The 1,033-nt window shown below is 46.1% G+C and carries 1 protein-coding gene; it reads left to right on the top strand.

Annotation, left to right across the window (positions count from 1 at the left end; translation table 11 throughout):
• Positions 1-879, top strand: an 879-nt coding sequence (gene chiP, locus R7E78_RS24685) for a chitoporin (RefSeq protein WP_318058416.1), incomplete at its 5' end; no start/stop codon positions are given.
• Positions 880-1,033: the final 154 nt, after the last annotated feature.

Raw genomic sequence — 1,033 nt, 5'->3', positions numbered from 1 at the left:
TTCCGTGGTAAAAAACAATTTGCTAACTTCGGTCCTACCTTTATTTGGCAAATCGAAGGTGGTTACGTAGACCCTAGCTTTGGTGGCGAGGGTGCTGGTCTTGGTGAGCGTGACACATTCGTCGGTTTTGAAAGTGCTTCTTGGGGTCAAGTTCGTCTAGGTCGTGTTTTGACACCTATGTACGAGTTGGTTGACTGGCCAGCATCTAACCCAGGTCTAGGCGATGTTTACGACTGGGGTGGTGCAATCGGTGGTGCTAAGTACCAAGACCGTCAATCAAACACCATTCGTTGGGACTCTCCAATGTACGCAGACAAGTTCTCTCTAGATATCGCAGCGGGTGCTGGTGATAAAGCGGGTCTAGGTGCTGGTGATGATTACTGGGGCGGCATCGCGGCTCACTACAAGTTAGGTCCACTACAATTGGATGCTGCTTACGAAGGTAACCGTAACATTGAATCTGAAGGTCAAACTTGGGAAAACAACACGTACCTAGTTGGTGTTCAAGGTTGGTTTGATAACGGTATCTCGTTCTTCGCTCAATACAAATACATGGAAGCGGACGCAAGCAACGGCGTGAACGAGAAGCAAGATGCAATGTCTGCAGGTCTGATGTACACAACAGGTGACTGGCAGTACAAGCTAGGTTACGCAGCGAACTTCGACCTAGAACGTGACGGTAAGACAATTAACGATACAGCAGACGATGTACTATCTGCACAAGTTATGTACTTCGTAGACCCATCTGCAGTGCTTTACGTACGTGCTCGTACTCTAGACTTCGGTGACGGTGCATCTCAACTAGATAAACCAGCAGAAGCGCGTTGGAAGTCAGCTGACTACGATGAGTTCTCTGTAGGTGTTGAATACTACTTCTAATAAAGAAGCAGCTTAAAGGGCGGAAACGCCCTTTTTGTCTTGATACTTATTCATATAAGCTATTGAAATGACTGGCCTGTAAGTTTCAGTGGCTTATCTAAATTGGTATAAAGTGAGAAACCATGATGAAAAAAACAACGACACTTCTTGGAAT

The sequence above is a fragment of the Vibrio sp. YT-19(2023) genome, assembly GCF_033337395.1.
Note: the sequence above shows the minus strand (reverse complement) of the source record. Positions and strands in the feature narration are given on the sequence as shown.